The 26448-nt window shown below is 71.1% G+C and carries 21 protein-coding genes; 8 read left to right on the top strand and 13 right to left on the bottom strand.

Annotated elements, in window-relative coordinates:
• A partial coding sequence (locus ACFYRX_RS38180) for a hypothetical protein (protein ID WP_389110355.1) occupies nt 1–248 on the top strand: 248 nt, incomplete at its 5' end.
• 105 nt (nt 249–353) lie between these two features.
• On the opposite strand, the gene ACFYRX_RS38175 is transcribed toward ACFYRX_RS38180, so the two are convergent.
• The gene (locus ACFYRX_RS38175; RefSeq protein ID WP_389110353.1) at nt 354–1361 is read right to left on the bottom strand and encodes a stage II sporulation protein M; all 1008 of its coding nucleotides are present in this window, start codon (nt 1359–1361) and stop codon (nt 354–356) included.
• Nucleotides 1362–1491: 130 nt separating this feature from the next.
• Here ACFYRX_RS38175 and ACFYRX_RS38170 point away from each other — a divergent pair, with 130 nt between their 5' ends.
• Complete coding sequence (locus tag ACFYRX_RS38170; protein ID WP_389110350.1) at nt 1492–2481, top strand: RDD family protein; 990 nt, start codon at nt 1492–1494, stop codon at nt 2479–2481.
• Nucleotides 2482–2528: 47 nt separating this feature from the next.
• Here the strand turns inward: ACFYRX_RS38170 and ACFYRX_RS38165 are convergent, their stop codons facing one another.
• Both ACFYRX_RS38165 and ahcY read right to left on the bottom strand, forming a co-directional pair.
• Complete coding sequence (locus tag ACFYRX_RS38165; RefSeq protein ID WP_389110347.1) at nt 2529–3158, bottom strand: hypothetical protein; 630 nt, start codon at nt 3156–3158, stop codon at nt 2529–2531.
• A gap of 134 nt (nt 3159–3292) precedes the next feature.
• A complete protein-coding gene (gene ahcY, locus ACFYRX_RS38160; RefSeq protein ID WP_389110345.1) occupies nt 3293–4750 on the bottom strand; it encodes an adenosylhomocysteinase in 1458 nt (485 codons plus the stop codon).
• Between the two features lie 491 nt (nt 4751–5241).
• Between ahcY and ACFYRX_RS38155 the strand changes: the two genes are divergently transcribed.
• Nucleotides 5242–7371, top strand: a complete 2130-nt coding sequence (locus tag ACFYRX_RS38155) for a fructose-specific PTS transporter subunit EIIC (protein WP_389110343.1) — start codon at nt 5242–5244, stop codon at nt 7369–7371.
• A 78-nt stretch (nt 7372–7449) separates the two neighbouring features.
• Here ACFYRX_RS38155 and ACFYRX_RS38150 read toward each other — a convergent pair whose 3' ends face one another.
• The 7 genes from ACFYRX_RS38150 to ACFYRX_RS38120 form a co-directional block, all read right to left on the bottom strand.
• Complete coding sequence (locus ACFYRX_RS38150; protein ID WP_389110340.1) at nt 7450–8433, bottom strand: cation diffusion facilitator family transporter; 984 nt, start codon at nt 8431–8433, stop codon at nt 7450–7452.
• A gap of 145 nt (nt 8434–8578) precedes the next feature.
• Nucleotides 8579–9730 carry a mannose-6-phosphate isomerase, class I gene (manA, locus tag ACFYRX_RS38145; protein ID WP_389110337.1) on the bottom strand — a complete coding sequence of 384 codons (1152 nt, stop codon included), beginning with the start codon at nt 9728–9730 and terminating at the stop codon, nt 8579–8581.
• A gap of 69 nt (nt 9731–9799) precedes the next feature.
• Entirely contained in the window at nt 9800–10927 is a 1128-nt protein-coding gene (locus tag ACFYRX_RS38140) for an SIS domain-containing protein (RefSeq protein WP_389110334.1), read from the bottom strand.
• Nucleotides 10928–11085: 158 nt separating this feature from the next.
• Nucleotides 11086–11256, bottom strand: coding sequence for a Trm112 family protein (locus ACFYRX_RS38135; RefSeq protein WP_389110331.1), 171 nt, complete (start codon nt 11254–11256; stop codon nt 11086–11088).
• Between the two features lie 339 nt (nt 11257–11595).
• A complete protein-coding gene (locus tag ACFYRX_RS38130) occupies nt 11596–12963 on the bottom strand; it encodes a phosphomannomutase/phosphoglucomutase (RefSeq protein WP_389110328.1) in 1368 nt (455 codons plus the stop codon).
• A 114-nt stretch (nt 12964–13077) separates the two neighbouring features.
• Complete coding sequence (locus ACFYRX_RS38125; RefSeq protein WP_389110325.1) at nt 13078–14694, bottom strand: L-lactate permease; 1617 nt, start codon at nt 14692–14694, stop codon at nt 13078–13080.
• Between the two features lie 142 nt (nt 14695–14836).
• On the bottom strand, nt 14837–15208 hold the full coding sequence (locus ACFYRX_RS38120; protein WP_389110322.1) for a DUF3499 domain-containing protein: 372 nt from the start codon (nt 15206–15208) through the stop codon (nt 14837–14839).
• A gap of 355 nt (nt 15209–15563) precedes the next feature.
• Here ACFYRX_RS38120 and ACFYRX_RS38115 point away from each other — a divergent pair, with 355 nt between their 5' ends.
• Nucleotides 15564–16013 (top strand): metallopeptidase family protein, encoded by a 450-nt coding sequence (locus tag ACFYRX_RS38115; protein ID WP_389110319.1) that lies wholly within the window; start codon nt 15564–15566, stop codon nt 16011–16013.
• 36 nt (nt 16014–16049) lie between these two features.
• Here the strand turns inward: ACFYRX_RS38115 and ACFYRX_RS38110 are convergent, their stop codons facing one another.
• The 3 genes from ACFYRX_RS38110 to ACFYRX_RS38100 form a co-directional block, all read right to left on the bottom strand.
• Nucleotides 16050–17531: a DUF5719 family protein gene (locus ACFYRX_RS38110; RefSeq protein WP_389110316.1), complete on the bottom strand. Its 1482-nt coding sequence runs from the start codon at nt 17529–17531 to the stop codon at nt 16050–16052.
• On the bottom strand, nt 17528–21190 hold the full coding sequence (locus ACFYRX_RS38105) for a glycosyltransferase family 2 protein (protein ID WP_389110313.1): 3663 nt from the start codon (nt 21188–21190) through the stop codon (nt 17528–17530). The genes ACFYRX_RS38110 and ACFYRX_RS38105 overlap by 4 nt, the downstream gene beginning before the upstream one ends.
• Nucleotides 21191–21385: 195 nt before the next feature.
• Entirely contained in the window at nt 21386–21649 is a 264-nt protein-coding gene (locus ACFYRX_RS38100; protein WP_020137941.1) for a WhiB family transcriptional regulator, read from the bottom strand.
• A 715-nt stretch (nt 21650–22364) separates the two neighbouring features.
• On the opposite strand from ACFYRX_RS38100, the gene ACFYRX_RS38095 reads away from it, so the two are divergent.
• From ACFYRX_RS38095 to ACFYRX_RS38080, 4 genes are read left to right on the top strand one after another with little or no spacing between them, the layout of a single operon-like run.
• The gene (locus ACFYRX_RS38095; protein ID WP_389110310.1) at nt 22365–22910 is read left to right on the top strand and encodes a cysteine dioxygenase; all 546 of its coding nucleotides are present in this window, start codon (nt 22365–22367) and stop codon (nt 22908–22910) included.
• A 34-nt stretch (nt 22911–22944) separates the two neighbouring features.
• On the top strand, nt 22945–23904 hold the full coding sequence (cofD, locus tag ACFYRX_RS38090) for a 2-phospho-L-lactate transferase (RefSeq protein WP_389110307.1): 960 nt from the start codon (nt 22945–22947) through the stop codon (nt 23902–23904).
• Entirely contained in the window at nt 23901–25265 is a 1365-nt protein-coding gene (locus ACFYRX_RS38085) for a coenzyme F420-0:L-glutamate ligase (protein WP_389110305.1), read from the top strand. The genes cofD and ACFYRX_RS38085 overlap by 4 nt, the downstream gene beginning before the upstream one ends.
• A 58-nt stretch (nt 25266–25323) precedes the next feature.
• Entirely contained in the window at nt 25324–26331 is a 1008-nt protein-coding gene (locus ACFYRX_RS38080; RefSeq protein ID WP_389110303.1) for a DNA-3-methyladenine glycosylase family protein, read from the top strand.
• The last annotated feature ends 117 nt before the right edge of the window (nt 26332–26448 follow it).

Here is a 26448-nt window from a genome sequence, read left to right as displayed (position 1 = left end):
TCGGGCTTTCCTCCGGGCTTTTCCCTTCGGTCTTGCGTTTCCGACTCTATCAGACCGTTTCCGGCTCCGATTTCCTCGGTGCTTTCCAGGTTCCCGCTTCCGCGTTTCCCTTTCCGGCGCTCCCAACATTATCAGAACTTTCAGGCCGGACTGACCGACCATCTGTTTCCGATTTCATCGGGAAGAGGCTTCTTCGAAATCAAGATTTTCAGAAGCAGACAGATACTCACGGCTACCGAGCGGGATGAACCCGGCTCCAGGCAACTGTTCGAATCTACCTCCCCGCATCGTCCGTGTCAACGGCTCTTGCGGAGCGAAGGAGACAGTAGCAGCTCGGTACGGTCAACTGCACATCAGGCAGCGGTCGGGACGACGGCGCTGCGTTCGGCTTCGTCGATGTCACCCGTTTCGCCGGCACGAGCCGCTCGTCCGCCCAGAACGAAGACGTAGGCGAGGAAGGTCAGCTCAGCAGCGATCCCGATGGCTATGCGTGCCCAGGTGGGCAGGCCTGAAGGGGTCACGAAGCCCTCGATGGCTCCTGAGACGAACAGGACCAGGGCCAGGCCTATCGCCATGCTCACGGCGGCTCGGCCCTCCTCGGCCAGTGCGGTTCGCCGGGAACGAGGGCCCGGGTCGATCAGGGTCCAACCGAGACGCAGACCTGTGCCCGCGGCGACGAAGACCGCTGTGAGTTCGAGCAGGCCGTGTGGGAGGACGAGGCCGAGGAAGGTGTCGAGGCGGCCGGCCGAGGACATCAGCCCCAGGCCGACACCGAGGTTGAGCATGTTCTGGAACAGGATCCACAGGACCGGAAGGCCCAGGAAGATCCCTAGGACCAGGCACATGGCAGCGGCCTGGGCGTTGTTCGTCCACACCTGGGCGGCGAAGGAGGCCGCGGGGTGGCTTGAGTAGTACGTCTCGTACTGGCCACCCGGGCGGGTGAGCTCGCGCAGTTCGCTGGGGGCGGCGATCGAGGACTGCACCTCGGGATGGGTGCCGATCCACCAGCCCAGGAGGGCGGCAACGACGGTGGACAGCAGGGCGGTGGGGACCCACCAGTGGCGCGACCGGTAGACGGCGGCGGGGAAACCGTGCGTGAGGAAGCGGGTGACGTCGCGCCAAGAGGCGCGGCGGGTTCCTGTCACGGCACTACGCGCGCGTGCCACGAGTTGGCTGAGTCGGCCCGTCAGCTGTGGGTCGGGAGCACTGGTCTGGATCAAAGAGAGGTGGGTGGCGGTGCGCTGGTAGAGGGCGACGAGTTCGTCCACCTCGGTGCCGTTGAGGCGACGCTGGCGCCGGAGCAGGGCGTCCAGGCGGTCCCATTCGGCTCGGTGGGCGGTGACGAAGACGTCGAGGTCCATCGGTGTGCCTGCTCCTCGGCTGATCGGCGGCGGTCCGTCGCGGGTGTCAGCTTGTCGTACTGCGGCGCGATGCGCCCTCAGCTTGGCAGACTGGCTGTTCACACGGCAGGGCAGGGGAAGGACGGCGGGCGTGAGCGAGCTGGTGACGGGCGAGGCGGTGGCGCTTGAGCTGCGCCCTGCGAGGTTGCCCAGCAGGGTGTTGGCCGTGCTGATCGATCTGATCGTGGTCATGGTCGTGTACATCGCTGTGACCATTGCGCTGATTGCGTCTTCCGCTTCGTTGGACGACGCGGCGCAGGTCGCCCTGTCGATCGCCGCGTTCCTGCTCGTGCTGGTGGGTGGGCCGATCGCGGTCGAGACGCTGAGTCATGGGCGCTCGTTGGGGAAGCTTGCCGTCGGGCTTCGCGTGGTTCGGGACGACGGCGGGCCGATTCGGTTCCGGCATGCGCTGGTGCGCGGTGCGATCGGTGTGGTCGAGATCCTGGCGACGTTCGGGGTCGTCGCCTGTGTCGCGTCGCTTGTTTCGGCGCGTGGGCGCCGGCTCGGTGACGTGTTCGCGGGGACGCTGGTCGTACGGGAACGGATCCCCGTCGCGCCCAGCGGATTCGTGCCGCCTCCTCCGCCCTGGCTGGCCGGTCGGTTCTCGGAGCTCGATCTGTCGGCGGTTTCCGATGACCTGTGGCTCGCCATCCGGCAGTACCTGACGCGGATGCACCAGCTGGATCAGCAGGTCGGCCGCGCCATGGCGGAGCGGCTGGCGTCCGATCTCGCGGCTCGGACAGGGGCTCCGGCGCCGCAGGGTGTGCCGCCGGGCGCGTATCTGGCAGCCGTGGTGCAGGAACGGCAGGCCCGCGAGGCCCGGAGGGCCTTCGGCAACGCTGCGGCTCAGTTCGGGCCGGCGCCCATGGCGGGTCCCGGCCATACGCCGATCGGGGTTCCGGGCGGCTATCCGTACCCGGGGGCGCAGCCTGCGGCGCCCTACTCCCCTCAGCCACCTGTTTCTTACGGCTACGAGGCGGATCCGGTCGCAGAGCGTCCCGATGTCCCGGCGGACCGGGCCTCGTCCGAGGCTGTCTCTGAGGAGGGCCGGCCCGCGTCCGGGTTCGTTCCGCCTGCGTGATCCTGCTGGTGCCGGGGTGGACCGGAGGGACACCCGCTGAAGTCGGTTCAGTCGAGGGGTGGTTCGGGGAACGCCGACGGCGGGGATTCGAGGTCTTCCAGCTCGATTCCCGGGGCTGCGAGGACCACGTCCCCAGCGATGTGCACGGAGTGCTGCTCGCCGGTGTCCAGGGCTGTGACCTGGTATTCCTCCACGGTCAGGGGGCCGTTGTCAGTGGCGTGTGCTTCTCTTTTCAGCAAGGTCCAGGACTGGTCCACGGTGCGCGGGGCGAGGACGGGGTCCGTGAAGGCCACGAGGCGTACGCGAGTTGCTGAGGCGGAGGGGGTGAGGCGCAGGAGACGGGTGGTCGCGACGAGGAATGCGGGGGATGTGCCGGTGAAGGCATGAGCGGCGACGTTGCCTTCCGTGGCATGCGCCCCGGTGGGGTCCGTGCGGACCCAGGTGACACCGTTGAGCGCGGCACCGCGCACCTGCCAGCTCGCGGCGTGCAGTTCGAGGCGGAGTGGGCGGCCGAGTTCGTCGAGCGTCAGGTCGACGGAGCCGCTGTGATCACCGGCGAGGGTGGTCAGTTGGGAGACGTAACGCCAGCCCGAGGGGCCGGGGGCGCACTGGAAGTGCTCGTCTGCGAGAGGGGTGTGATCGTGCGGATCGTGAAGCGAATAACGGCCGCGGGGCATGGATGTCCTGGGTTCTGACGGGATGTCCGGCCTGACGGTCGCACATGGCGAAGGGTCACAAGGCCAATGGGGCAGGCCCCCGCACGGGGGTGCGGGGGCCTGCCTCGGAGGAACTACTGCTGTGCCCTTACGGCTCAGTAGCGGTAGTGGTCCGGCTTGTACGGGCCGTCGACCTCGACGCCGATGTACGACGCCTGCTCCGGGCGCAGCTCGGTCAGCTTCACGCCGAGAGCGTCCAGGTGGAGGCGGGCGACCTTCTCGTCGAGGTGCTTGGGCAGCACGTAGACGTCGGTCGGGTACTCGTCGGGCTTGGTGAACAGCTCGATCTGGGCCAGGGTCTGGTCCGCGAAGGAGTTGGACATCACGAACGACGGGTGCCCGGTGGCGTTGCCCAGGTTCAGCAGACGGCCCTCGGAGAGGACGATCAGTACCTTGCCGTCGGGGAACTTCCAGGTGTGGACCTGCGGCTTGACCTCGTCCTTGACGATGCCCGGGATCTTGGCGAGGCCGGCCATGTCGATCTCGTTGTCGAAGTGGCCGATGTTACCGACGATCGCCTGGTGCTTCATCTTGGCCATGTCCGCGGCCATGATGATGTCCTTGTTGCCCGTCGTGGTGATGAAGATGTCCGCCTTGTCGACGACCTCGTCCAGCGTCGTGACCTGGTAACCGTCCATCGCCGCCTGCAGCGCGCAGATCGGGTCGATCTCGGTGACGATGACGCGGGCACCCTGTCCGCGCAGGGACTCCGCGCAGCCCTTGCCCACGTCGCCGTAGCCGCACACGACCGCGGTCTTGCCGCCGATGAGGACGTCGGTGGCGCGGTTGATGCCGTCGATCAGGGAGTGCCGGCAGCCGTACTTGTTGTCGAACTTCGACTTCGTCACGGCGTCGTTCACGTTGATCGCCGGGAACAGCAGGGTGCCGTCCCGGTGCATCTCGTAGAGGCGGTGGACGCCGGTCGTGGTCTCCTCGGTCACGCCACGGATCTCCGAGGCGAGCTGGGTCCACTTCTGGGAGCCGTCGGTGATGGTGCGGTTGAGCAGCTCCAGGATGACCCGGTGCTCCTCGTTCTCGGCGGTGTCGACCGAGGGGACCTTGCCGTCCTTCTCGTACTCGACGCCCTTGTGGACGAGGAGGGTGGCGTCACCGCCGTCGTCCAGGATCATGTTCGGGCCGCCGGTGGGGGTGTTCGGCCAGGTCAGAGCCTGCTCCGTGCACCACCAGTACTCCTCCAGGGTCTCGCCCTTCCAGGCGAAGACCGGGATGCCCTGGGGGTTCTCGGGCGTTCCGTTCGGGCCTACCGCGACAGCGGCGGCCGCGTGGTCCTGGGTGGAGAAGATGTTGCAGGACACCCAGCGGACCTCGGCGCCCAGGGCGACCAGGGTCTCGATGAGAACGGCGGTCTGCACGGTCATGTGCAGGGAGCCCATGATGCGGGCGCCGGCCAGCGGCTGGGTGGCGGCGAACTCCCGGCGGATCGCCATCAGGCCGGGCATCTCATGCTCGGCGAGGGTGATCTCCTTGCGGCCGAAGTCGGCCAGGGAGAGATCGGCGACCTTGAAGTCCTGTCGGTTTTCGACAGTCGTCATTCGAGCTGCTCCTCGGGGTTGGGGCGAGGTGGGTACGGCTGGTCTGCGCGGCGGCGGACACAGGGGTGCCCGAAGAGGACATAGGCATGCCCGGTGCGCGCAGCGCAGTCCGTCGGAGGCCCTCTCTCCCTCGGTCGGTCCGCGGTGGGACCGCCCGACCGCCATCAGCAGCGACGTCTGGCTTCGTCCCAAGCTACACCGGTCGGCCGGGCGACCCCAGTCCGCATCCGAATACATCAGGCCTATCAGGGGCTGCCGTCCGGGATGTCGCCCGGGTGGTGTCGGCCGTCCTGGCAGGGTGCCCCGGCGACGGTGACATCAGGCCCATGAACCATGGAACAGGCGGCAACAGACCAGGTCACCAAGGGACTTTTGCTGCTTGGGCGGTCGGGGCAGGTGAGGGATGAATCGAAGCGATCGGAACATCTGATCGATCTTGCGGGGGCGTCCGGGACGGCGTTTCCGCGTGACAAAGGCGTTAGGAGATCGACGTGACCAGTCCGGCCGGACCTCCCCCCACGGGCGGCGGCAGCGGCGAGCAGCAGCGATTGAAGCTGCTCGCGGTGACCGCGTGCCCGACCGGCATCGCCCACACGTACATGGCCGCGGAGAAGCTCGCGCAGGCCGCCGAGAGCCGCGGCATCGACATGAAGGTGGAGACCCAGGGATCCATCGGGGCCGAGAACGTCCTGGATGACAACGATGTCAGCACCGCGGACGGCGTGATCATCGCCGCGGACAAGGACGTGGACCTGAGCCGTTTCGTCGGCAAGCGGGTCCTGACCGTGGGGGTGGCGGAGGGAATCCGCCACCCCGAGCAGTTGATCGAGCGGGTGCGGTCGGCGCCCGTGCACACGGCGGGCGGTGCGCCCGCGGCTGCCGCATCGGTCGACGGTGGCAAACAGCGGAGCACGGTCTACAAGGCGCTGATGAACGGCGTCTCGTACATGATCCCCTTCGTCGTGGTCGGAGGTCTGCTGATCGCGGTCTCGCTCGCTCTCGGAGGCGACGCGACGGCCAAGGGCTATGTGATCCCCAAAGGCACCTTCTGGTTCGACGTCAACCAGATCGGTGTCATCGGCTTCCAGCTGATGATCCCGATCCTGTCCGGATACATCGCCTACGCCGTCGCCGACCGGCCCGCACTCGTGCCCGGCGTGATCGGTGGCTGGATCGCCAACAACGGTGCGCTGTACGACTCGAAGGCGGGTGCCGGGTTCATCGGGGCGATCGTGACCGGGTTCCTCGCCGGGTATCTGGTGCTGTGGATCAAGAAGGTCAGGGTTCCGAAGTTCGTGCAGCCGATCATGCCGATCATCGTGATCCCGATCGTTGCGACCACGGCGCTCGGGCTGTTCTTCATCCATGTCATCGGGAGGCCGATCTCCTGGGTGTTCCAGCACCTCACCAGCTGGCTCAGCGGGATGACGGGCACGAGCGCGATCATGCTGGGCGCGATTCTCGGGCTCATGATCGCGTTCGACATGGGTGGGCCGGTCAACAAGACGGCGTTCCTGTTCGGCACGGGGCTCATCGCGACCGGCAACCAGACGGTCATGGGCATGTGCGCGGCCGCGATCCCGGTCATGCCGCTCGGGCAGGGCCTCGCGACCCTCATAAGGAAGCGGCTCTACACCGAGCAGGAGCGGGAGTCCGGTCTGGCCGCGCTGTTCATGGGCTGCTTCGGCATCTCCGAGGGCGCCATCCCGTTCGCGGCGGCCCGGCCCGCACAGGTCATTCCGGCCAACATGCTCGGTGGCGGTGTGGCCGGTGCGGTGGCCGGTGTTGCCGGGGTGGAGGACGCGGTGCCGCACGGTGGGCCCATCGTGGCGGTGCTGGGCGCCGTGAGCGGGGTGCCGATGTTCTTCGTGGCCGTGGTGATCGGCACGATGGTCACCGCGCTGACGACCGTCACGCTGATCGACATCGGCGAGCGGAGGCGCAAGGGGGCGCCGCCGGTGGCCGTGCCCGGCGCGTCCGGGCCGCCCGAGCCCGGCCCGCTCGAGCCCGCGCTGGTCGGGGTGGGCGCCGGTGCGGCGGGAGCCGGAGCGGTCGGAGCCGTGATGGCACAGAGCCTTGTGTCCTCGGGCGCCCCCGCTACGAAGCCGGTGCCGGCCGAAGCTCCGGAACCCACCGACACCCACGCACACACTGGCGCCGACGGCGAGGTTCTCTCGGGCTACCTCACCGGGCAAACCGTGAAGGCCGGCCTCGACGCACGGGCCAAGGAGGCCGCCATCCGGGAGATGGCGGAGCTCCTCGCCCGGACCGGCAAGGTGACGGATGTCGACGAGTTGGTCGCCAGTGCCCTGCGGCGAGAGGAGCAGGGCACGACCGGGCTCGGGGAGGAGATCGCGATCCCGCATGCCAAGACGGATGCGGTGACCGCGCCCGTCGTCGGGTTCGCGCGGTCCGCCGAGGGCATCGAGTGGGGCTCGCTGGACGGTACGAAAGCCAGGCTGGTCTTCATGATCGCGGTGCCGCGGGCGGCCGCGGGCGACGAGCACCTGCGGATCCTCGCGCTGTTGTCGCGGAAGCTGATGGATCCGGGGTTCCGGGAGCGGCTGACCGCGGCGCCGGACGTGAGGGCCGTGCTGGAGGTGTTGAGCGAGATCCGGTAGCTGCCAGCCCTACGGCCGAGAAGTGACGGGGCCTGCCGAGAAGATCGGTCGGCCCCGTCGCCGTAGTACGGCGGGCCGTCAGTGGCCGGGGGTCGGCTGCTGGGCCGGTCCTCCGGGGCTTGCCTCCCGGTCGGCGCCCTTGGCGGCGTCGGTCTCGCTGTAGATGTCCGGTTCGAGGTAGATGACGCGGGCGATCGGGACGGCGTCGCGGATACGGGACTCGGCGGCGTTGATGGCGGAGGCGACCTCGGCGGCCGTGTCGTCGTGCTGGACGGCGATCTTGGCGGCGACGAGCAGTTCCTCGGGGCCGAGGTGGAGTGTGCGCATGTGGATGATGCCGGTGACGGTGTGTCCGTCGACGATCGCGGTCTCGATCCGCTTGACCTCTTCGACGCCCGCGGACTCGCCGAGCAGCAGGGACTTGGTCTCGGCGGCCAGGACGAGCGCGATCAGGATGAGCAGGATGCCGATGCAGAGGGTGCCGATGCCGTCCCAGACGCCGTCGCCGGTGAGCAGGGCCAGGCCGACGCCGCCGAGGGCGAGGATCAGACCGACGAGCGCGCCGAAGTCCTCGAGGAGGACGACCGGGAGCTCGGGCGCCTTGGCGCGGCGCACGAACTCCTTCCAGGAGAGGTCGCCGCGCAGCGGGTTGGACTCCTTGATGGCGGTCCGGAAGGAGAAGCCCTCGGCGATGATCGCGAAGAGGAGAACGCCCACCGGCCAGTACCAGTGCTCGATCTCGTGCGGGTGCCTGATCTTCTCGTAGCCCTCGTAGATCGCGAACATGCCGCCGACCGAGAAGAGCACGATGGAGACCAGGAAGGCGTAGATGTAACGCTCGCGGCCGTAGCCGAAGGGGTGTTGCGGGGTGGCCTCGCGCTGGGCCTTCTTGCCGCCGAGCAGCAGCAGGAACTGGTTGCCGGAGTCGGCGAGCGAGTGCACGCCTTCGGCGAGCATCGAGGACGAGCCACTGAACGCGAACGCCACGAACTTCGATGCCGCGATCGCGAGGTTGGCACCGAGTGCCGCCACGATCGCCTTGTTTCCGCCTGACGCGCTCATCTGCTCGCGTTGTCCCTTCGCCTCAAGTGCCTCTACGCCGTACAGGCCTTTGCCCGTCCTTTGCCGGTGGGCCATTCTTGCAGCCTCTCCCGGCACGGACGTCTCAAGCGTCCACAGCCCCAGTCATACGATCACAAAGTCCCGGTCACACGATGACGGTGGCCCGAAAGAGCGTTCCCGCCCCGGACACCGCGACCTTCTCCCCCGCCGGCACGAAGACCGACTGGCCGGGGCTCAGTTCGTGTTCCCCGGTACGGACGGAACCTGCCGTGCAGAGCAGGATCTGCGGGGCCGGACGGGTGAGGTCGCGATCGGCGGAGCCCTCGGCCAGGACGTAGCGGGAGAGCCGGAACTCGTCGATGGGGGTGTCGTAGACCTCCTCGCCCGCGGGGGACGCCTCGGGGCGGAGCACTCCGGGGTCGGCGGCCTCGAAGCGGACGATGCGCAGGAGTTCGGGGACGTCGACGTGCTTGGGGGTCAGGCCGCAGCGCAGGACGTTGTCGGAGTTGGCCATGATCTCGACGCCGAGGCCGTTGAGGTAGGCGTGCGGGATGCCGGCGCCGAGGAACAGGGCCTCGCCCGGCTGGAGTCGGACGTGGTTGAGCAGCATCGCGGCGATGACGCCCGGGTCGCCCGGGTAGTGGTGGGCGATGTCGGCGTAGGGGGCGTGGTCGCCGCCGAGGCGGGCGCAGGCGGCCGCGGCCTCGGTGACGGTGTGGGCCATCTCCTCCCGGTCGGCGGTGAGGACGGCCGTCAGGACCTCGCGCAGGGCCGCCTCCTCCGGGCGGGCGTGCAGGAGGTCGACGTACGGCTTGAGGGAGTCGACGCCGAGCGAGTCGAGCAGCTCGGCCGCGCGCGTGGGCTCGCGGAAGCCGCACAGACCGTCGAACTCGGTGAGCGCGCAGATCAGTTCGGGCTTGTGGTTGGCGTCCTTGTAGTTGCGGTGTCCCGCGTCCACCGGGATGCCGCGACGCTCCTCCTCCTCGTAACCCTCCTTCGCCTGCGCGAGGTTCGGGTGCACCTGGAGGGAGAGCGGGGCGCCCGCGGCGAGGATCTTGAGGAGGAAGGGCAGGCGGGGGCCGAACTTGGCGACCGCCTTCTCCCCCAGCTCATGTGACGGGTCCGCGTCGATGACCTCGACGAGCGTGCCGCGGCCGGTGCGTGAGGGGGCTCCCGCGTGGGCGCCCATCCACATCTCCGCCTGCGGTTCCCCGGTCGGCCGGGCGCCGAGCAGTTCGGGAATGGCGATGGTGGATCCCCAGGCGTAGGGGCGGACGGTGTTGTCGAGGCGATCCATCAGGCTCTTTCTGTACGTACGGCGTTCAGCGGGTCCTGGCGTGCGCCGCTCGGGGCGTCCCGGGCAACGTCAGGCCCCCGAGGCGAGCGCCAGGTAAACGGCGGCGAAATCCGTGACGGCGATCAGTTCCGCGAGGGTCTCGATCTCACCGCCGGACTCCGGTTCGAGTTCGCTGATCGGGGTGTCGTGGCCGAGGGCCAGGTCCCGGGCGGCCGGCGCGGCGCTGAGTCCGCCGATCGGGCGGTCGCGAAGGAGCACCACGCGTGCGTGCAGCGCGGGCGCCTCTTCGACACGGTCGCGGAAGAAGTCGTCGGGGTCCGCGCCGGCGGCCAGCGGGCCGGCGAGCAGGGTGCTGTGCGCGGCAAGGGCCTCGGGGAGTTCGGCGACGACGGCGGGGCGGCCGGAGAGCTCGGCGAGGGCGGCGGCGAAACGGCGGCCCGCGGGGCCCGCGGAGGTGCCCTCGGTCCAGATCACGGGGAGCGAGTCGGCGAGTTCGGTGGCGAGGGTCTTGGCCGGGTTGCTGTAGGTCGCGATCGCGGGGCCGCAGCGCTCGGCGATGTGGTCGAGGCGGTCGGCGATCTTTTCGATCACGTCGGGCGGGGCGGCGAGGAGGCCGGTGCGGTCGAGGATCGCGAGGAGGGGGGTGAGCAGGGCCCACAGGACACCGGGGGCGGAGGCGGTGAGGGGCGTGTCCTGCTCGTACGGGGCTGTCGCCAGCGACACGAACAGGCCGTGGGCGCCCTCGACCGCCTCGGAGAGCGGGGTGCCGGCGGGGGCCACGGCCACGACCGTGCAGCCGCGCCGGTAGGCCTGGTCGGCGAGGAGGGACAGGCCCGGTTCGGTGCCGTCGGGGGTGGCGATCAGAAGCAGGTCGACCGAGCCGGTCCAGCCGGGGAGCTCCCAGCGCAGGGCGCCCGCGGCGGGGGCGACACCGTTGGGGGCGAGGCGGGTGACGGGGCTGCCGGCGCCGGCGAGGGTGCCGAGGAGGTCGGCCACGTGGGTGGCGGCGGCGCCGGGGCCCGCAATGAGGACCGCGCGCGGGCGGCCGTCGGGCTTGAGGTCGTTCACCCCGGCCTCGGCGGCATGCCGGGCGGCCGTGCGGACGCGGGCGCCGGCCTCCGCGGCGCCTCGGAGCAGGCCTCGGCGGTCGGCCTCCGAGAGGGCCTCGGGGGTGTCTAGCAGCGATTCGTCGAGCATGGGGCGGCAGCCTCCGATCGCCGGGTCTCCGGGACACCGGGACACCGGATTGTCGCTTCGCCGGGTCGTCGGTCGTGCGGGGCCGGGACGCCGGTGGTCGCTGTGTCGTTGTCGCCTACGGCGGCGGGGGTGCTGTTCCGCCTGCGGCCGCTGCGCGCCTACGCGGGGCGGCGGGCCTCGTCGACGAGGAGGACGGGGATGCCGTCGCGGACGGGGTACGCGAGGCCGCAGTCCTGGCTTGTGCAGATCAGCTCGGTGTCCTGCTCCTCGAGGGGGGCGTGACAGGCCGGGCAGGCGAGGATCTCCAGGAGGCCGGCTTCGAGCGGCATGGGGGTTCCCTTCGGGGGCGGTACGGCTGCTTGTGCGGATGTGCCTGGTCAGGGTACCGCCGGGGAGAGGGGGGTGCCGGGGTTGGGGCGAGGTCCGTGGGCGGGGTCCGGGGGCGGGGTCCGGGGGCGGGGTTCGGAGGCGGGGTGCTGTTGCGGATTTCGCCCCCGCCGCCCCTACCCGTCCCGTCCTCCAGGGGCTGCCGCCCCTTCGGCCCCGCTCCCAGGGGGCTCCGCCCCCTGGACCCCCGCTCCTCAAACGCCGGAGAGGCTGGGTTACGTGGATCCGGAAGGGGCCGGGAGAGAAGGCTCCGGGGGACCGGGATGGGTGGAAGCGTTGGATCAGGCCCTGATGACTGCCAGTACCTCGTCGCGGATCTTCGCCATCGTCGCCTCGTCCTTCGCCTCCGCGTTCAGGCGCAGGAGGGGTTCGGTGTTGGAGGGGCGGACGTTGAACCACCAGTCGGTGGCGGTGACCGTGAGGCCGTCCAGTTCGTCGAGCTGTACGCCCTCCTGGCTCTCGTAGGCCGCCCTGACGGCTGCCAGGCGGCCGGTCTGGTCGGCGACCGTGGAGTTGATCTCGCCGGAGCCGACGTAGCGGTCGTACTGGGCGACCAGGGCGGACAGGGGGGCTTCCTGGCCGCCCAGCGCGGCGAGGACGTGCAAGGCGGCCAGCATGCCCGTGTCGGCGTTCCAGAAGTCCTTGAAGTAGTAGTGCGCGGAGTGCTCGCCACCGAAGATCGCGCCGCTCTTCGCCATCTCTGCCTTGATGAAGGAGTGGCCCACGCGCGTGCGTACCGGTGTGCCGCCGTGCTCCTTGACGACCTCCGGGACCGACCAGGAGGTGATCAGGTTGTGGATGACCGTGCCCTTGCCGCCGTTCCTGGCGAGCTCTCTGGAGGCCACCAGGGCGGTGATGACGGACGGGGAGACCGGGGCGCCCTGCTCGTCGACGACGAAGCAGCGGTCGGCGTCGCCGTCGAAGGCGATGCCCAGGTCGGCCCCCTCCTCACGGACCCGCTTCTGGAGGTCGACGATGTTGGCCGGGTCCAGGGGGTTCGCCTCGTGGTTCGGGAAGGTGCCGTCCAGTTCGAAGTACATCGGGACGACGTCCAGGGGCAGACCCGCGAAGACGGTGGGGACGGTGTGACCGCCCATGCCGTTGCCCGCGTCGACGACGACCTTCAGCGGGCGGATGGAGGTCAGGTCGACGAGGGTACGCAGGTGGGCCGCGTAGTCCTTCAGCGTGTCCCGCCGCGTGAGGGTGCCCGCCTCGGCGGCCGCTGCCGGGGCGCCCGTCCCGCTCCACCTCTCGACCAGTTCGCGGATCTCGGTGAGGCCGGTGTCCTGGCCGACCGGGGCCGCGCCCGCGCGGCACATCTTGATGCCGTTGTACTGGGCGGGGTTGTGGGAGGCCGTGAACATCGCACCCGGCAGGTCCAGCGCGCCGGAGGCGTAGTACAGCTGGTCGGTCGAGCACAGGCCGATCTCGGTGACGTCCACTCCGCGGGCGGCCGCTCCGCGCGCGAAGGCACGCGACAGGCCCGGGGAGGAGGGCCGCATGTCGTGGCCGGTCACGATCGCGCTCGCGCCCGTCACCTGCACGAAGGCGGCACCGAAGAGCTCCGCCAGCGTCTCGTCCCACTGGTCCGGGACGACTCCGCGCACGTCGTACGCCTTCACGAGCTGTGACAGATCGGTCACGGCCAACCCTTCTGAAAGTCCTGTCGGTCACCACAAACTACCCGCACGCACTGACAGCGCGCTGTGCGACGGCCGAGCGGACGCCCAGCCGTAATCTGAGGTCAGAAGGCGTGCGCGGGGTCAGGGCAGCATCCAGCCCAGCAGCGGCGAGCTCTGCCCGACCACGATCAGGCACATCACCAGCAGCAGCCCGAGGCTCCAGGGCAGCACCTTGCGCAGCAGGTCCCCCTCGCGGCCCGCGAGCCCGACGGCCGCGCAGGCGATGGTGAGGTTCTGCGGGGAGATCATCTTGCCGAGGACACCGCCGGAGCTGTTGGCGGCGGCCAGCAGCTCCGGGGAGAGCCCGGACTCGCGGGCCGCGGTCACCTGAAGTGCTCCGAACAGCGCGTTGGCGGAGGTGTCGGAGCCGGACACGGCCACGCCGAACCAGCCGAGAACCGGTGACAGGAAGGCCAGTCCGGCGCCGGCCGCGGCCACGAAGTGGCCGATGGTGGCCGCCTGTCCGGAGAGGTTCATGACATAGGCGAGCGCCAGGACGGACGTCACGGTCAGGATCGCGAGCCTCAACTCGTGCACGGTGGCGGCCCATTCGCGAACGGCCACACGCGCGTGCACGCCGAGCAGGACCGCCGTGAGGATCCCGGCGAGCAGCACGAGGGTGCCGCCGGTCGAGACGATCGGCCAGGTGAAGACATTGCCTCCGACCGGATCTCCGTCAGCGTTCACGACGTTCAGGAAGGGCCAGTCGTACGTCCGGGTCGCCTTCGCCAGCCAGTCCTTGACGGCCGGGATCTGCGCAACGGAGAAGATCACGACGATCAGCCCGTACGGGGCGTAGGCGCGGACGACTTCACCGCGCGGGTCGCTCTCGTCGAGGTCCTCGCTGCGCGCGCCGGTCAGGACGGCCGTGCGCACCGGTTCGGCGGCGGGCCTGCGCGCGTGGGGTACGGCGACCAGGGCGCCCGCGCCCGCCAAGGCGGCACCGATGTCGGCAAGTTGTGCGGAGATGAAGTTGGAGGCCGCGAACTGGGCGACGGCGAAGGCGGTTCCGCAGACCAGCGCGGGGACCCACGTCTCGCGCAGGCCACGCTTCCCGTCGACCAGGAAGACCAGCACCAGGGGCACCACCAGGGCCAGCAACGGCGTTTGACGGCCCACCACGGAGGCGACGTCCTCCAACGGCAACCCGGTGACCTGGGCGAGTGTCACGACCGGTGTGCCCATGGCGCCGAAGGCGACGGGCGCGGTGTTGGCGACCAGTGCGACGACCGCCGCGCGCACCGGGTCGAAGCCGAGGGCGACGAGCATGACCGAGCAGATCGCGACCGGGGCGCCGAAACCGGCGAGGGCCTCCAGAAGCGCGCCGAAGCAGAAGGCGACCACGAGGGCCTGGATGCGCGGGTCGTCGGACAGCCGCCCGAAGGAGCGGCGCAGGATGTCGAAGTGCCGGGTGCGGACGGTCATCCGGTACACCCACAGGGCGTTGACGACGATCCACAGGATGGGGAAGAGGCCGAAGACGGCCCCCTGGGCGGCGCTGGAGACCGTCTGCGCCACAGGCATGCCGTAGGCGAGGCAGGCGACCAGTGCGGCCGCCAACAGGCCTGTGAGGCCCGCCAGATGCGCCTTCATGCGGACGCCGCCGAGCAGGACGAGGACAAGCAGCAGGGGAAGGGCCGCGACGAGGGCGGACAGCCCGAGCGAGTCGGCGACGGGTTCGAGTTCCTGGACGTACACGGGCGCCTCCCCGTTCCGTCATGCGGAAAGCGATTTCTCACTCACTTCGGCTTACGGAATGGTCGTGTCCGCGCCGAGCACACGTCAATGGCCGCGCTTCACTCAGCGGAACACGTGTGGCACAAGTGGTGGGCGGAGCGGCTCAGTTGTCGGGTGAGCGCAGGATCCGCAGATGGCCGCGGCGTGCGACCTCCATCGGATCGGCCCGCCGGGCCCCGCCCGCTTCGGCGGCGCGTTCCTGCGGACGGGCCGCCTCACGCACGGCGTTGGCAAGCGCTTCCAGATCGTCACTGCTGTGCCGGGCGGGCGCCGAACTGTCGAGGAGACGGACGACCTCCCAGCCGCGCGGGGCGGTGAGGCGCTCGGAGTGCTCGGCGCACAGGTCGTAGCAGTGGGGTTCGGCGTAGGTGGCGAGCGGGCCGAGGACCGCGGTCGAGTCGGCGTAGACGTACGTCAGCGTCGCGACGGCGGGGCGGCCGCAAGCGGTGCGCGAACAGCGACGTACAGGGCTCACGACGTTGGACGGTACCGCACTCTTGAGCGGGCCGCGACGACACTCCCCCAGGTCACTCCACCGTGTCGTGCTGTGAAACACCCCACACGCCTCACCGATCACACCGCGATGACCTGCGCGGACATCCGTTTTCGAGGGGCCGAACACACCTGAGTCCCCTCACCACTTGGTGGAAAACATGTCAATTGCATAGATAAAGGCGGTCGCGGAGAGATACGGAATCGAGCCCAACCTTGGCTGGAATGGTCAACTGCCGACATGACGTACGAGGCGGCCGTACCTCGTTCCGGACGGTGTCCGGGTACCGCGTGGGGGCCGGGCGCCGAAGTGCGGCGGGCATTACGCTTCACCGGTGATGGACAACCCCGTAACGCCCCGCGCCACCGGCCCCGGGCCCCGCCGCCGTGATCGCCACGGGCGAGGCATGCGTGGACCGATCGCTCCGCCACAGGTGCCGCTCGCCGCGAGTCGCGCCGAGGCGTTCGCGGACCTGGTGCAGGACTCCGTGGAGCGCCTGGAGCGACGCTGGCCGCAGCTCGCCGAGATCGACTTCATGGTCCTGGAGGTACCGCGGCTGGACGGACCCGGAGAGGCCTGGAACGACGAGGCGGTGCCACTGGGCGGGACGATCCCCGCGCACGAGGACCGTCCCGCGCGCGTGGTCGTCTACCGCAGGCCGGTGGAGATCCGCACCAAGGGGCGCGACGAGCGGGCCGCGCTGGTGCACGAGGTGGTCGTGGAACAGGTCGCCGAGCTGCTGGGGCTCACCCCGGAGACGGTCGATCCGCGGTACGGCGAGGACTGAGCCGACCGCGGATCACCACCACTCCTTCTGGAGCACCTACTTCTGCAGCACCGACAGATCCTCGTCCGCCTCCGGAACCGCCACCATGCCCCGGTCGTCCGGGAGGGTCTGGACAGTGAAGCCGGGGACGCCGTCCGCTGTCGCCGCCAGGGTGCGGGCGCCGTAGACCGGGCCGCCCGAGACGTGCTCCACCGTCAGGGCGTAGGTGCCCTTGAGGCCGGTCGGAGTGGGCACCTCGACGTTCTCGGTGGTGCCCGCCTTGAGGGTGAAGGTCTTCGAGACGGCCTCACCGCCCTCGCTGCCCGCCGAGGCGGTGACCTTGACGGTGGCCGCACGGGTGGGGGCGGTCAGGGAGAGCGTGGTGCCCTTGGCGCTGTTGTCGGCGACCGTCGCGCGCGTACCGACGGGACGCGTGGCCGGGATGAAGGCCGTCTCCTGGTCGTCGCCCTTGCCGCGGACGACCCGCAGGGCGGCGACCACCGGCACGGAGGTGTCGGTGGGGGTCAGGACCAGCGAACCGGCCTCCCCGCGCGTGACGTCGCCGAGGTCGACGGCGGTCGTCATGCCGCCCTTCACATGCAGCGTCTCGTTCCCGGCCGGGGTGATCAGGCCGGACGGCGACGCGAGCTGCACCTTGAGGTCGGCGTCGGAGTCGCTGGGCGTGAAGGCGACCAGGCGCACGGCGGTGGCGTCCTTCGGGATGCCGGGCAGCACCAGGCTGCCGGAGGGGTCCGTGGACGCGGCGAGCCAGTCGCCGCCGAGCTTGTCGTCCAGGGCCTGCACCGCCGCGCCCACCCGCCCGCTGCGGACGTTCACGTGGACGGTGAGGTTCTCCTGCTTCTCCTCCGTGAGCGTGGACAGCAGGATCGGGTCGCTGGAGTGCGGCGCGACGGTGATGCCCTCCCCCAGCGTGGAGTCGAGGGCGCCGTCCTTGCCGTAGAGCTCGATGTCGACGACGGCGGCGGAGTCGTCGGGGTTGGTCAGGTGCACGTAGTCGGTGCGGTCGGCGGCCGTGCTCACGCCCGGGAACCAGAACTCCGTGTCGGGGGCGGAGCAGTTGACGCCCTGGAGCCCGCGTCCGGCGCCCGCGGCGACCTCCGTGGTCTCCTGGACGGTCCAGCCGGGCGCGAACTCGCCCTCGGCGGTGCCGACGAGGGCGGACGCGTCGCCGCCGGAGGTGTCCCCGGTGGCGGGCTTGCCGGGCTCCTCGGGTGCGAGGACCGGCTTGGCGGCCTTCTTCTTGCCCGCGCTCTTGCCGTCCGACTCCTCGGCGGCCGCCTTCAGTTCCGCCTTGCCGCCGCTGCCCGCGCCCTTGGTGACGGGCGTGAACGACGTGTACGACGTCTCCGCGATGTCGGAGGTGCTCGGCGCCGGGCACAGCAGGCTGGTGCGCTCCACGGGCAGCTCGGCGGCCGTCCCCGCGGTGCCCGCGGCCTGCGGTGGGCTGAGCGTGGCGAAGCCGGTGACGGCGGCGAGCGCGGCGAGGCCGGCGAGGAAGGACAGGGTGGTGCGGTTCACTGCTGGCTCCCGTCGGGGCGCTCACTGTCGGCGGAGTCCGGGTGCTGCTGCGCCGGGTCGTAGGCGGGGTCGTAGCCCTGGTCGTACTGCTGCTCGTACGGGCCGCCGTACGTCTGGTCGTACGACGTCTGCTGGGGCTGCCCGCCGTAGGCGTACGGGTCGTACTGGCCGCTCTGGTACGGGTCCGCCTGGTACGGCTGCTGGTCGTAGCCGCCCGCCGGGTACTGCTCGGCGGTGCCCTGGTACTGGTCGCCCGCGTAGGTGCCGTACTCGGCGTTCGCGTAGTTCGGGACGTCCCAGTCGCCGTAGGGCTGCTGCTGTGGGACGGCGGCGGGGGCGGGGGCCTCCTCCGGGAGCGGAGGGGAGTCCTCGCCCGTCGCGGTCTCCTCGGCCTGGGCGCGCAGGCGGCGCGCGCGGCGGCCTTCACCCTCCACGGCCTGGGCGGGGACCGCCTGCTCCTCGGGGAGGTCGTCGTCGACGTCACGGCGGCGGCCGGGCAGGGCCAGCACCACCAGGACGACGGCGAGGAAGCCCTGCGTCCACAGCCAGAGGGTGTGGGTGAAGGGGTCGTCGAAGGTGACGTCCAGGGTGCCGCCCGAGGCGGGGAGTTCGAAGCCCTGGGCCCAGCCGTCGACGGTGGTGCGGGTGAGCGGAGTGCCGTCCAGGGTGGCCGTCCAGCCCTCGTCGGCGGTGTCGGCGAGGCGCAGGATCCGGCCCTCGGCGCCGGACGGGATCGTGGTGTGGATGCCGACGGGGCCCGCGGCGACGGGCTGCGCGGTGCCGGAGCCGGACTTCGCGACGACGCTCGCGCGCGCGACCTCCTGGTCGACCCGCCACAGTCCGCTGCCGTCCTGCTGGCTGAGCCGGGTCAGGCCGGGCGTGGCGTCCAGGACGCGGGTGACCGCGCGGGGCGCGCCCTTGTGGACGAGGACGTAGCGCACGGCGAAGCCGCCGAGCTGGTCGGCCTGGTCGGCGCCGGAGCCGGCGACGAGGTTGGCGACGACCTTGTCGAGCTTGCTGTTCCCGCCGTCGGCCGCCGCGAGTTCGGCGTCGCCGAGACGGGCGCCGGAGCCGCGCACCAGCATGTAGCCGACATGCGCGGAGGAGTCGCTGTCCAGGACGAGGGTGCGGGCCTGGTCGCGAGTGCCGCTCTCCTCGGCGACGAACGCGGGCACCTGGACGGGGTCGCGGCGCTCCAGCGGCCCGTCCGCGCCGCCGATCATCCAGCCCGCGGCGACGAGCAGCGGCCCCGCGGCGGAGGCGAAGGCGATCAGTGCGGCGACCGGCTGGCGCCAGCCGAAGCTCTGCTCGGCCACGCGTGCGCGTGCCCCGTCGGCGCCGAGCATGGCGGCGGCCAGCAGGGCGAGGCCGTAGACGAGGGTGGCCGGGCCCGCCCAGGTCGAGTCGTTGGACAGGACCGCGAAGACGAGGCCCACCAGGGCCACCGCCCAGGCCGTCCAGATGCCGAACTGCCGCTCGCTGCGCAGCAGGGCGGCGAGCGCGGCCAGCACGACGCCGATGAGCATCAGTCCGTCGACCGTGCCGGGGCCGCCGGGGCTCGCGCCGAGCAGGTCGAGGGCGGACGCGGCGGAGGAGCCGTACTCCAGACCGGCCTGCTCGAAGAAGCCGAACGGGAGCAGGGTCAGCGACCAGGGCGCGAGGACCAGCAAAGGCGTGCCGAACTGGGCGAGGAACCGCAGGCCGTAGGCGGTGATGTCGGTGCGGCGCACGGCCAGCAGACCGATGCCGAGGAGCAGGGCGATCGGCCAGATGATCGGCGTGAACGCGGTGGTGACGGTGAGCAGGAGCGCGAACGCCCAGGTGGCGCGCCAACTGCCGCGCCCGCCCGTGGTGTTCGTCAGGCCGCCGGCCGCGACGCCCGCGCGCGCGATGAGCGGCAGCAGGACGGCGAGGACGGCGGTGCCGACCCGGCCGCCGGCGAGGGCGCCGGTGGCGGCGGGCAGGAAGGCGTAGACGACGGCCCCCCACGCGCGCAGCAGGCGGGACTCGACCAGCGGGCGGGAGGCGAAGTAGGCGGTGACGCCGGCGAGCGGCACCGAGCAGACCAGCAGGACCGTCAGTGCGATCCCGGTCGAGCCGAACAGGACGGAGGACACCGCGGCGATGATCGCCAGGTACGGCGGCGCCGACGAGGTACCGCCCGCGCCCACCGCGTGCCAGGCGTCCGCGTAACGCGACCACAGGTCGCTCGCGTCGGCCGGGGCGGGCAGCAGGGCGCCGCCCGCGAGCGCGCCGCCTCCCAGGAGGTTGCGGCAGGCGACCAGGGCGACGAGCAGCAGGGCGAGGAAGAGCACCGGTCCTGGCTTGCGGGCGATGCGCTTGAGGCGGGCGAACTGCTCGATCTCCAGGAAGTCCGCGTCGTCGCCGCCGGGCCCGGACTCGATGCCGCCGCCATGGCGTCCGGCCGCGGTGGTCTCGGCGTCGGAGCCGCCGAAGAAGTCGCCGGCGACCTGTTCCACGGTGGCCCGCACGGTCGCACCGGGCGGCGGGAACAGCTGCCTGAGCTCTTCCTTGTCGACGACCGGCTTGCCGCGCCTGCTCCGCCCGGCGATGATCCGCTCGGGCCGCAGCAGGGTGCCGAGCAGGCCCCGGATCTCGTCGAGGGCCTGTCCGGGGACCTTGCCGACGAGGTAGGCGACGGTCCGCACCAGGGTGCCGAGGATCAGCCGCACCAGCACCCAGGGCAGCGCGGCCGTACGCGTGTTGACGAGCAGGGTGTAGACGGCTCCGGCCTTGTCGACCTTGTGCGGTGACGCGGTGGTGCGGCCCGCGCAGTCGACGGCGCGGCGCTCCCGGGAGGCCGCCTCGGCGTGGCGTACGACGGCTTCGGGGGCGATGAGGACACGGTGGCCGGCGGCCTGGGCGCGCCAGCACAGGTCGACGTCGTCGCGCATGAGGGGCAGGCGCCGGTCGAAGCCGCCGAGCTGCTCGAAGAGGTCGCGGCGGATCAGCATGCCGGCGGTGGACACCGACAGCACGGACCGGACGTGGTCGTGCTGGCCCTGGTCCTGTTCGCGGCGGTCGATGCCGGTCCAGCGGCGGCCGGAGTTGGCGATGGAGACGCCGACCTCCAGGAGCTGGCGCTTGTCGTACCAGCCGCGGAGCTTGGGGCCGACCACGGCGACGTCGTCGCGGCCGAGTTCCAGTTCGTTCTCCACGACGCGCAGCAGCTGGGCCAGGGCGTCGGGTTCGGGGGCGCAGTCGTCGTGCAGCAGCCACAGCCACTGGACCGGCTCGCCGTGCGGCAGCTCCGGCATGTCGTACGCGTCGTCGCGCCACGTGCGCGTGACCGGGTCCCAGCCGCTGGGCCGCTTCAGGTACGGCAGCTCGTCCGGGGTGAGGACGGGAGCGGTGCGGTTCGCCTCCTCGACGGCCTGGCCGAAGCCGGTGCGCCGGGCGAGGTGCAGAACCCGGTCGGCGCCCAGGGTGTCGGTGACCAGCTGGGCGGAGTCGTCCGCACTGCCGGTGTCGGCGGCCATGGCGAACTGCACCGGGCGCTCCTGGCCGAGCAGCCCGGCGAGCGCGTCGGGCAGCCAGCGGGCGCCGTCGTGAGAGACGAGCACCGCGGTCACCACATGACGCGGGAACTCAGGAGTGGCAGCGTGGTCTTGGACTGCCGGGTGGCTGTGCACGGACATCGAGGTACGGGCCCCGGTTCGGTGGACTGCGGTGGACGCCTGTGCCCGCTGGGGGCGGCGAGGCGTCTCGGACGAGCGCCCACACTATCGGCTGGGCAGGACGACGGCCCGCCGCCTGTGGATAACCCAGGTGCGACGGGCCGTTCGGTTGCGTGCGGGAAGTGCTGCGCGGAGTGCCGGCAAGAGCGCCCCGCGTCAGACGGCGGCCTTCTTCAGCCGGCGGCGTTCGCGCTCGGACAGGCCGCCCCAGATGCCGAAGCGCTCGTCGTTGGCGAGGGCGTATTCGAGGCACTCGGAGCGGACCTCGCAGGAGAGGCAGACCTTCTTGGCCTCGCGGGTGGAGCCGCCCTTCTCCGGGAAGAAGGACTCGGGGTCGGTCTGGGCGCACAGCGCGCGCTCCTGCCAGCCGAGTTCCTCGTCCGCGTCGTCGACCAGCAGTTGCTGCACCGTCTCGGTCATGTGCGCCCCTCGTCTGTCTTTCGCGTCCCCGTGATGTAGCCGTTACCGATGTCGGCTGAACGACACGAGTGAAATTACAAGTGTGCTGCTCCGGGCGAGTCAAGCCGAGATCTGCTATTGGGCCCCTTATTCACTCTGCGGAACCAAGGCCTAGCAGAAAGTGTTCAAATCGGCATAAACCTTGACAAGCGAATGAGACCCGAGAGGGCTGCCGAGCCGCGCCAGGCCTTTCGGGCCTGTACGGGGAAGGACGCCCGTCAGTTCGATCTCGTTCCGTACGCGCGCGTGGAAGTCGCGGGGAAGGTCACGGCCCGTGCGCCCGGTTGTGCGCCATGTGTCCCGGTAGACGCATGAACAAACCTTTCGCCATGGAGATGAACCGGATGAGGTGAAACATGTCCCACATCCTGGGTGTCGAGTTGACAGTGCGGGTGTGAGCCGCTGTCCTTGTGGGCATGCTCGCGAACTTGGCACTCACCTCGATCCGCTCCGCCGGGTCCCACGGTGCTGCCCGCGCTCGCTGTAGCTGTTGTTGCTGTTCCAGCTGTTGAGCCCAACGCGCTCCGGCTGTTCCTGAGTCCACCGTGACTCGGCTGCTTGTTCCCCGCCCGCACCAGGGCATTCCTGTCCTCCCGTGATCCGGGCGGGCGGTACGCGACACCCAGCCACACCCAGCCCTCCCCCACACTCTTCCGCTGAGGACTCACCGCACTCCATGAACAGCGACAACGACCTCCAGATCGCCGGCGACCTCCTCGAGGTCCCGCACCTCCTGCAGGCCCCGCGCGAGCACCCGGCCACCGTCGCCGAGTTCGTCGGCCTGGCCCGCTCCATCGCCGACGACCGCTCGCAGTGGGCGCATCTCGTCCGGTACGACGCGACGAGCCGCTGGTACCACCGGCTGCGTACCGGTCCCGGCTACGAGGTGTGGCTGCTCTCCTGGGTGCCCGGGCAGGGCAGCGGGCTGCACGACCACGGCCGTTCCTCCGGGATCCTCACCGTCCTGGAGGGCACGCTGACGGAGCGGACCGAGCGGGGCACGCGCGTGCTGAGCGCGGGTGCGCAGCGGGTGTTCGCGCCGGGGTACGTGCACGAGGTCGTCAACGACGCGCTGGAGCCGACGGTGAGCCTGCACGTCTACTACCCGGGCCTGACCGAGATGCCGATGCTCCCCGAGTCCCACCTTCGTCCGACCGGGGCGACTCCCGTCGCCTGCACCGCCCGCGAGACCCTCGGCGAGGCGGACGTCGTGACCGCATGACGCGTTGTCGTACCCGCCTGCCAGACTTGCTCCCATGCGCATTGTGGTTCTGGCAGGCGGCATCGGCGGTGCCCGGTTCCTGCGTGGTCTCAAGCAGACCGCGCCGGACGCGGACATCACGGTCATCGGCAACACCGGGGACGACATCCACCTCTTCGGGCTGAAGGTCTGCCCGGACCTCGACACGGTGATGTACACCCTCGGCGGCGGTATCAACGAGGAGCAGGGCTGGGGGCGGGCCGAGGAGACCTTCCACCTCAAGGAGGAACTCGCGGCGTACGGCGTCGGGCCCGAGTGGTTCGGGCTCGGGGACCGGGACTTCGCCACGCACATCGTGCGGACGCAGATGATCGGTGCCGGGTATCCGCTGAGCGCGGTGACCGAGGCGCTCTGCGACCGGTGGAAGCCGGGGGTGCGGCTGATCCCGATGAGCGACGACCGCATCGAGACGCATGTCGCCGTCGATCTCGACGGCGAGCGCAAGGCCATCCACTTCCAGGAGTACTGGGTGCGGCTGCGGGCCTCGGTGCCCGCCGAGGCGATCGTGCCGGTGGGCGCGGAGCAGGCCAAGCCGGCGCCGGGCGTGCTGGAGGCGATCGCGGAGGCGGACGTCGTGCTGTTCCCGCCGTCCAACCCGGTCGTGTCCATCGGCACGATCCTCGCCGTGCCCGGAATCCGGGAGGCGATCGCCGAGGCCGGCGTGCCGGTGGTGGGCCTGTCCCCCATCGTCGGGGGCTCGCCCGTGCGCGGCATGGCCGACAAGGTCCTCGCGGCGGTCGGCGTCGAGTCGAGTGCCGCGGCGGTCGCCGAACACTACGGCTCGGGGCTGCTGGACGGCTGGCTCGTCGACACCGTCGACGCGGACGCTGTCGGGCGGATCGAGTCGGCGGGCGTCCGCTGCCGGGCCGTACCGCTGATGATGACCGACCTCGACGCGACCGCGCGGATGGCCCGGGAGGCGCTGGAGCTGGCGGAGGAGGTGCGGGCGTCTTGAGCGGCGAGTTCTCGGCAGGGGATCCGGAATCCCGGCAGACGTCGGCCGCGGAGAAGCCGGAGCCCGGCGACGGCTACCGCGTGTGGGCCGTCTCCGGAATCCCCGAGGTCGCCCGGGGCGACGACCTCGCCAAGCTGATCGCCGCCGCCGAACCGGGCCTCGTGGACGGGGACGTCCTGCTCGTCACCTCGAAGATCGTGTCCAAGGCGGAGGGGCGGGTCGTCGAGGCGGGCGACCGGGAGGCCGCGATCGACGCCGAGACCGTGCGGGTCGTGGCGCGGCGCGGGGCGCTGCGGATCGTCGAGAACCGGCAGGGGCTCGTGATGGCCGCCGCCGGGGTGGACGCCTCCAACACCCCCGCGGGGACCGTGCTGTTGCTGCCCGAGGACCCCGACGCGTCCGCGCGGGCGGTCCGGGACGGGCTGCGGGACCTCCTCGGGGTCCGGGTCGGCGTCGTGGTGACCGACACCTTCGGGCGGCCCTGGCGCGCGGGGCTCACCGATGTCGCGATCGGCGCCGCCGGGGTGCGGGTGCTGGACGATCTGCGGGGCGGCACGGACGCGTACGGCAATCCGCTCGGCGCGACCGTCGTGGCGACGGCCGACGAACTGGCCGCCGCCGGTGATCTCGTCAAGGGCAAGGCCGCCGGGCTGCCCGTCGCCGTCGTGCGCGGGCTGGCGCACGTGGTGGACGAGGAGCCCGGGGAAGGAGCACGGGCCATGGTGCGCGATGCGCGCGACGACATGTTCCGGCTGGGGACCTCGGAGGCGGTCCGGGAGGCGGTCACCCAGCGCCGTACCGTCCGGGCCTTCACCGACGAGCCGGTCGACCCCGGGGCCGTACGACGGGCCGTCGCCGCGGCCGTCACCGCGCCCGCGCCGCATCACACGACGCCGTGGCGGTTCGTGCTGCTGGAGTCCGAGGGTGCGCGTACCGGGCTGCTGGACGCCATGCGGGACGCCTGGATCGCCGATCTGCGGCGGGACGGCAAGTCCGAGGAGTCCGTCGCCAAGCGGGTGCGGCGGGGTGACGTGCTGCGGAAGGCGCCGTATCTCGTCGTGCCGTGTCTGGTGATGGACGGCTCGCACACGTACGGCGACGTGCGGCGGGACGCGGCCGAGCGGGAGATGTTCGTCGTCGCCGCGGGGGCCGGGGTGCAGAACTTCCTCGTCGCGCTGGCCGGGGAGCGGCTGGGGTCGGCGTGGGTGTCGTCCACGATGTTCTGCCGGGACGTGGTGCGGGAGACGCTCGGGCTGCCGGAGGGCTGGGACCCGATGGGGGCCGTGGCGGTGGGGCATCCGGCGGAGGAACCCCGGCCGCGGCCGGAGCGGGATGCGGGGAGTTTCATCGAGGTGCGCTGAGGTGCGTCTAGTGTCGTAGGGCTGCTCCCGGTTTCTCTCGTACCTCAGGACTTCATCCGTGGCAGGACGTTTCGCTCCGAAGCCCACGCGTACGACCGTGCGCGGTGGGGAGGTTGCCGTGCCTGCCCCGCGGCGGGCGGCGGCGGCGGTCGAGGCCGGGCTGGTGCGGACCTGGGTGCCCGGGTGGCCCGTCGAACTCGGGCTGGTGCTCGGGGCGCTGCGGCGGGGGCCCGGGGATCCGACGTTCCGGGCGATGCCGGACGGGTCCGTGTGGCGGGCCAGTCGTACCCCGGTCGGACCCGGGACGCTGCGGGTTTCCGTGTACGGCGGTGAGGTGCGCGGACAGGCCTGGGGGCCGGGGGGTGAGTGGCTGCTCTCCCGGTTGCCGGAGTTGCTGGGGGCCGCGGACGATCCTTCCGCTTTCGTGCCCCGGCATCGGATCGTCGCTCATTCCTGGCATCGGCGGCCCGGGCTGCGGCTGACGCGGACCGGGTTGGTGCTGGAGTCGCTGATCCCTTCCGTGCTGGAGCAGAAGGTCACGACCGACGAGGCGTACCGGGCGTGGCGGTTGCTGGTGCGGAAGTTCGGGGAGCCGGCGCCCGGGCCCGCGGCGGGTGGGCGGCTGTGGGTGATGCCGGCGCCCCGGACGTGGGCGTTGATCCCGTCGTGGGAGTGGCATCGGGCCGGGGTGGACGACAAGCGGGCGTCGACGATTCTGCGGGCCGTGCGGGTTGCCGCGCGGCTGGAGGAGGCGGTGGGGATGTCTGCTGCCGCCGCGCAGGCTCGGTTGGAGGTTGTGCCGGGGGTGGGGCCTTGGACCTCCGCGGAGGTGGTGCAGCGGAGTCATGGGGCGGCGGATGCGGTGACCGTGGGGGATCTGCATCTGCCGAGGATCGTGGGGTTCGCGCTGGCGGGGGACCGGGAGGCGGATGATGCGGTGATGTTGTCGCTGCTGGAGCCTTATGCGGGGCAGCGGCATCGGGCGGCTCGGTTGATTCTGTTGAGTGGGCGTACGCCGCCGCGGCGGGCCCCGCGGATGACTCGGGGGGACATCGGGCGGTTGTGACTTGGCCCCGGGGGGACAGGGGCTTTTTTCGCCCCCGCCGCCCCTACCCGTCCCGTCCGTTCCAGGGGGCTCCGCCCCCTGGACCCCCGCTCCTCAAACGCCGGAGGGGCTGATTGG

It is taken from the genome of Streptomyces sp. NPDC005374 (assembly GCF_042872225.1).
In the GTDB taxonomy this organism is placed as follows: Bacteria; Actinomycetota; Actinomycetes; order Streptomycetales; family Streptomycetaceae; genus Streptomyces.
Note: the sequence above shows the minus strand (reverse complement) of the source record. Positions and strands in the feature narration are given on the sequence as shown.

Excerpts from the sequence above, each read along its gene's own strand:
- ACFYRX_RS38175 (WP_389110353.1), bottom strand. The coding sequence starts at position 1,361 with ATGGACCTCGACGTCTTCGTCACCGCCCACCGAGCCGAATGGGACCGC.
- ACFYRX_RS38165 (WP_389110347.1), bottom strand. The coding sequence starts at position 3,158 with ATGCCCCGCGGCCGTTATTCGCTTCACGATCCGCACGATCACACCCCT.
- ahcY (WP_389110345.1), bottom strand. The coding sequence starts at position 4,750 with ATGACGACTGTCGAAAACCGACAGGACTTCAAGGTCGCCGATCTCTCC.
- ACFYRX_RS38150 (WP_389110340.1), bottom strand. The coding sequence starts at position 8,433 with ATGAGCGCGTCAGGCGGAAACAAGGCGATCGTGGCGGCACTCGGTGCC.
- manA (WP_389110337.1), bottom strand. The coding sequence starts at position 9,730 with ATGGATCGCCTCGACAACACCGTCCGCCCCTACGCCTGGGGATCCACC.
- ACFYRX_RS38140 (WP_389110334.1), bottom strand. The coding sequence starts at position 10,927 with ATGCTCGACGAATCGCTGCTAGACACCCCCGAGGCCCTCTCGGAGGCC.
- ACFYRX_RS38135 (WP_389110331.1), bottom strand. The coding sequence starts at position 11,256 with ATGCCGCTCGAAGCCGGCCTCCTGGAGATCCTCGCCTGCCCGGCCTGT.
- ACFYRX_RS38115 (WP_389110319.1), top strand. The coding sequence starts at position 15,564 with ATGGACAACCCCGTAACGCCCCGCGCCACCGGCCCCGGGCCCCGCCGC.
- ACFYRX_RS38105 (WP_389110313.1), bottom strand. The coding sequence starts at position 21,190 with ATGTCCGTGCACAGCCACCCGGCAGTCCAAGACCACGCTGCCACTCCT.
- ACFYRX_RS38100 (WP_020137941.1), bottom strand. The coding sequence starts at position 21,649 with ATGACCGAGACGGTGCAGCAACTGCTGGTCGACGACGCGGACGAGGAA.
- ACFYRX_RS38095 (WP_389110310.1), top strand. The coding sequence starts at position 22,365 with ATGAACAGCGACAACGACCTCCAGATCGCCGGCGACCTCCTCGAGGTC.
- cofD (WP_389110307.1), top strand. The coding sequence starts at position 22,945 with ATGCGCATTGTGGTTCTGGCAGGCGGCATCGGCGGTGCCCGGTTCCTG.